The following is a 4,704-nucleotide window of genomic DNA, read 5'->3' as shown; positions in this document are numbered from 1 at the left end:
TCGTGCGCGCGCGCCACGCGGCGCGGCAGCGGCTGCACGCGGCTGGCCACGTGCATCGCATACAGGCGCGCCACCTTGAGCTGCTCGAGCGGGTCGTCGACGAACACCGCATGCGGGAAGGGCATGGTCTCGGCGGCGCGGTCGGGGCTCGCAGCGACGATGTCGGCGCGCAGGCTGGCCAGCTCCTGCGCAGCGCTCGCCCAACGGCAGGCCTCGCGCTCGAGGAAGACCAGTTGCGCGCGCGCGGCGAGCTGGCTGGTGTCCAGCCCGAGCGTCAGCGCGGTGCGCACGCACTCGGCGGCTTCGGCCTTCATGCCGCGGTCCTTGAACGACATGCCGAGGCGGAAGTGCACCGTGGCGTCGTCCATCTTCAGCGCCAGCGCCTGCATGTAGGCGCCGATCGCGTCGTCGTGGCGGTGGCAGCGCTGCAGCGCCGCGCCCAGCGATACCCACCAGGGCTGGTCGCGCATCGCGGCTTCGGGCAGCGAAAGCAGGCACGCGAGCGCCGCCTCGTTCTGGCCGCGCTCCATCAGCGCGTGCGACTCCAGCGTGTAGGCCAGCGTCAGGTTCGGATCACGCGCGCGCAGCGACTGCGCGCGCCGTATGGCGAGGTCGGCGCGGCCGGCCTTGATCAGCGCATGCGCGGCCGCCAGGCCGTAGGCGCTGTTCTCGTGCGCGACAAAGGCCTGCTCGAAGCCGAGCGCGGCCTCGCCCCAGAGCTCGCGCTGGGCGCTGGTCTGGGCGGTCTGCCACTGGCGCCAGGCGCGCTGTTGCGCGGCCGAGGCGGCGTGCGGTGGGTTCGGCTGGGGCAGGACGAGGGCCATGGTCGGGCGAGCGTACCCGTGCGCCGCGCCGCGCAGCCGCGGAAAAGGCCGGCTTCCGCCCGCCTGTTCAGCCCGCCTCGCGGCGCAGGGGCCGCACCGCCGCGCGCCAGGCCTGCGCCCGCTCGCGCCACTGCGCCGCCTGCTGCGCCTGCCCCAGGCTCTGGTGGAAGGCCGAGAGGTTGTGCGCCGCCAGGAAGCTGCCCCGGCCGCGCACGCTGTCGGGCAGCTCGGGGCGTTCGCCGATGGCCACGGCACGCAGCCAGCTTGCCTCGATCTGCGGCAGCAGCTCGGCCGCGCGCTCCGGCTCGGCCAGTGCCCAGTCCAGCAGCAGGTCGCCGAGGGCGAAGAAGAAGTCGGGCGATTCGCCCCAGTGGGCGATCTCGTGGCCGGCCAGATCGACGGCTTCGGCAAACTGCTTCAACTTCTTGAGGGTGAACAGCAGCCGCACGACCAGATCGTGCCGCCAGGCCGCAGACGCATCGCCGCGGCGGTGCGCCTCCATATAGAAAGGCAGCGCCTGCGCGAACAGCGAGCGCACCTCGAGGTCCTTGCCGAGCTGATAGTGAAGATAGGCGTCACCCGGATGCTCGGCCAGCGCCAGGCGCAGCAGTCGCTCGTTGCGCCCGGCCTTGGCCTGCTGCGCGGCGGCGAGGTAGCCGTCGTGCCCCACCACCAGCGGCAGCCGCTCGCGCGGCAGCGAGCCCGCCGGCTGTTCGTGGATGCGGCCCTCGTAGTGCACGCCGGCCGGCAGCAGCCGCGGGATCCAGCTCGGCGCCTGCTGCACCTCGCCGCCGGCGCCGTCCACTTCGCTGGTGACGCTGACCAGCCCGATGAACGAGGCATCGCGCGAGCGAACGCCGGCCAGGCATGCGGCGCCCGAGGCGATCCACTCGTCGGCATCGAGCACCAGACGCCAGGGCGCGGTGGTATGCGAGAGCGCGAGGTTGCGCGCGGCACTGAAGTCGTCGGGCCAGGCGGCCGATAACACGCGGGCCCCGGCCGCGGCAGCGATCTCGCGCGTGGCATCGGCGCTGCCGGTGTCGAGCACGATCATCTCGTCGACATGCGGTTGCGCGCTGGCCAGGCAACGCGCGATGCAGCGTGCCTCGTTGCGCGCAATCATCACCAGGGCGATCGCAGAGGGCATGGCGGCATTGTCGCGCGGCGCGAAGGCGCAACCGGATGCAACCGATGCACGGATGAAGAGGGGTTCGGGCGTGCTATTTCCACGATCAGGCCCTTGACGAACTCCGAAGCCCCTTCTCCTCCCCCCTCAAGTTTTTCCGGCACGGCTCCGATAACCCTCGCAACGGTTCTGGCATCAGCACCGTGTCCGGTTAGCCGGCCAATGGTTGAGCAGCACGACGCACTGCAAGACACAGCGGACGACTGGAGTCTTAACCACTGACAGGAGTCTTCATCATGCCCATGACCATCAACACCAACGTGTCGTCGTTGAACGCCCAGCGCAATGCCACCTCTTCGCAGGCTTCGCTGTCCACCTCGCTGCAGCGCCTGTCCTCCGGCCTGCGCGTGAACTCGGCCAAGGACGACGCCGCCGGCCTCGCCATCGCCGACCGCATGAACGCCCAGATCAAGGGCATCAACGTCGCCATCCGCAACGCCAACGACGGCATCTCGCTGGCGCAGACCGCCGAAGGCGCGCTGTCCACCGTGACCGACGTGCTGCAGCGCATGCGCGAACTGGCGGTTCAGGCCCAGAACGGCACGAACGGCACCAGCGACCGCGCCAACCTCGACACTGAATACCAGCAGCTGTCGCAGGAAATCACCCGCATCTCGCAGCAGACCAAGTTCAACGGCACGGCCATCGTCGGCTCCGGCGCCGGCGTGAACACCTTCCAGGTGGGCGCCAACAACGGCGACACGCTGACGATCACGACGTCGCAGGTGGCGACGGTCGGCGGCGGCCTGACCACCGCCTCGGCGGCCTCGACCGCCGTGGCGGCGATCGACAGCGCGCTGGACACGATCACGACCAGCCGCGCCACCTACGGTGCCGCCATGAGCCGCTTCGAGTTCGCGATCAACAACCTGCAGATCACCGGCGAGAACCAGCAGGCCGCCCGCGGCCGCATCATGGACGCCGACTTCGCGCAGGAAACCGCGAACCTGTCGCGTGCCCAGATCCTGCAGCAGGCCGGCTCGGCGATGGTGGCCCAGGCCAACCAGCTGCCGCAGAACGTGCTGTCGCTGCTGCGCTGATCCTTCAGCCAACGCGTCACGGGCCGCCCTTCGGGGCGGCCTTTTCGTTGGCGGGTCCGCGGCGCGGACCTGCGGGTGTTTCGCGCCGCTATTCGTCGGACCCCCGGTCGCGCGGCTGCCGAAGAATCCGTCTGACAGGCCGAACCTCGAGAGGGGCCTGAAGTCGCCGGTCAAGTGATCCGGCAGCAATCGGATCCTTCAGGAGTGCTTTCATGCCGCAGACCATCAATACGAACGTTTCGTCGCTGAACGCGCAACGGAACCTGAACACCTCGCAGAGCTCCCTGGCCACGTCGATGCAGCGCCTGTCTTCGGGCCTGCGCGTCAACTCGGCCAAGGACGACGCCGCCGGCCTCGCCATCGCCGACCGCATGAATGCGCAGATCCGCGGCATCAACGTCGCGATCCGCAATGCCAACGACGGCATCTCGCTGGCGCAGACCGCCGAAGGCGCGCTGGCCACCGTCACCGACGTGCTGCAGCGCATGCGCGAGCTGGCCATCCAGGCGCAGAACGGCTCCAACGGCACCGGCGACCGCGCCAACCTCGACACCGAATTCCAGCAGCTGTCGCTGGAGATCACGCGCATCGCGCAGCAGACCAAGTTCAACGGCACGGCCATCGTCGGCTCAGGCGCCGGCGCGCAGACCTTCCAGGTCGGCGCCAACAACGGCGACACGATGACCATCACCACCTCGACGGTGAGCACGGTGAGCGGCGACATCCTGACGGCGGGTGCGGCCTCCACCGCGGTGTCCGCCATCGACGCGCAGCTCGACCTGATCACCACCAGCCGCGCCACCTACGGTGCCGCGATGAGCCGCTTCGAGTTCGCCATCAGCAACCTGCAGATCACCGGCGAGAACCAGCAGGCTGCCCGCGGCCGCATCATGGATGCCGACTTCGCCGCGGAAACCGCCAACCTGTCGCGGGCGCAGATCCTGCAGCAGGCCGGCACCTCGATGGTGGCGCAGGCCAACCAGCTGCCCCAGCAGGTGCTGAGCCTGCTGCGCGGTGGCTGAGCCCGCACAACACTTCGTCACGCACGGCGGCTCAAGAACGGGCCGCCGCCGCCGAGAACAAGGCGCCGAGCGCACCGAGAGGGTCACGCGCCGGCGCCTTGGCACTTCCTGAAAGGGTTTCCGCATGGCCACCATCAGCTCACCCGGCATCGGCAGCGGGCTCGACGTGAGCTCGATCATCACGCAGCTGATGGCCATCGAACGCCAGCCGCTCAAGCAGCTGGAGACCGCCGAGACGAAGATCCAGTCGCAGATCTCGGAGGTCGGCAAGGTCAAGAGCGCGCTGTCCAAGTTCCGCGACCTGTCGGCCAAGCTGGCCTCCACCGATTTCTGGAAGACCACCACCGGCACCTCGTCGAACAGCGCGGTGAGCATCACCACCAGCAGCACGGCGAGTCCGGCGCAGTTCGAGGTCTCGGTGGGCACGCTGGCCAAGGCGCAGACCATCGCCGCGCCGGCGGTCGCCTCGAGCACGGCCACGCTGGGCTCGGGCACGCTGACCATCCAGCGCGCCGGCGGCGGCGATCCGTTCAACGTCCCCATCGAGGCCACCGACACGCTGGCTGGCATCCGCGACAAGATCAACGCCGCCGGCGCCGGCATCACCGCCAGCATCCTCAACGCCGGCAGCG

At 69.8% G+C, this 4,704-nt stretch carries 4 protein-coding genes and 1 pseudogene; 3 read left to right on the top strand and 2 right to left on the bottom strand.

Features of this window, described 5'->3' with window-relative positions:
• Nucleotides 1–824: pseudogene (locus tag AB7U92_RS22135) on the bottom strand (hypothetical protein); the annotation flags it as partial.
• Between the two features lie 67 nt (nucleotides 825–891).
• A complete protein-coding gene (locus AB7U92_RS22130) occupies nucleotides 892–1,971 on the bottom strand; it encodes a glycosyltransferase (protein ID WP_428582161.1) in 1,080 nt (359 codons plus the stop codon).
• A gap of 275 nt (nucleotides 1,972–2,246) precedes the next feature.
• On the opposite strand from AB7U92_RS22130, the gene AB7U92_RS22125 reads away from it, so the two are divergent.
• The 3 genes from AB7U92_RS22125 to fliD all read left to right on the top strand — a co-directional run.
• Nucleotides 2,247–3,050: a flagellin gene (locus AB7U92_RS22125; RefSeq protein WP_428582159.1), complete on the top strand. Its 804-nt coding sequence runs from the start codon at nucleotides 2,247–2,249 to the stop codon at nucleotides 3,048–3,050.
• A 212-nt stretch (nucleotides 3,051–3,262) separates the two neighbouring features.
• A complete protein-coding gene (locus AB7U92_RS22120; RefSeq protein ID WP_428582157.1) occupies nucleotides 3,263–4,072 on the top strand; it encodes a flagellin in 810 nt (269 codons plus the stop codon).
• A 124-nt stretch (nucleotides 4,073–4,196) separates the two neighbouring features.
• Nucleotides 4,197–4,704: flagellar filament capping protein FliD (fliD, locus tag AB7U92_RS22115; RefSeq protein ID WP_428582155.1), on the top strand; the 508-nt coding region annotated here is incomplete at its 3' end.

The sequence above is a fragment of the Piscinibacter sp. genome, from assembly GCF_050175855.1.
GTDB lineage: Bacteria > Pseudomonadota > Gammaproteobacteria > Burkholderiales > Burkholderiaceae_C > Piscinibacter.
Note: the sequence above shows the minus strand (reverse complement) of the source record. Positions and strands in the feature narration are given on the sequence as shown.

Excerpts from the sequence above, each read along its gene's own strand:
- AB7U92_RS22120 (WP_428582157.1), top strand. The coding sequence starts at position 3,263 with ATGCCGCAGACCATCAATACGAACGTTTCGTCGCTGAACGCGCAACGG.
- AB7U92_RS22125 (WP_428582159.1), top strand. The coding sequence starts at position 2,247 with ATGCCCATGACCATCAACACCAACGTGTCGTCGTTGAACGCCCAGCGC.
- AB7U92_RS22130 (WP_428582161.1), bottom strand. The coding sequence starts at position 1,971 with ATGCCCTCTGCGATCGCCCTGGTGATGATTGCGCGCAACGAGGCACGC.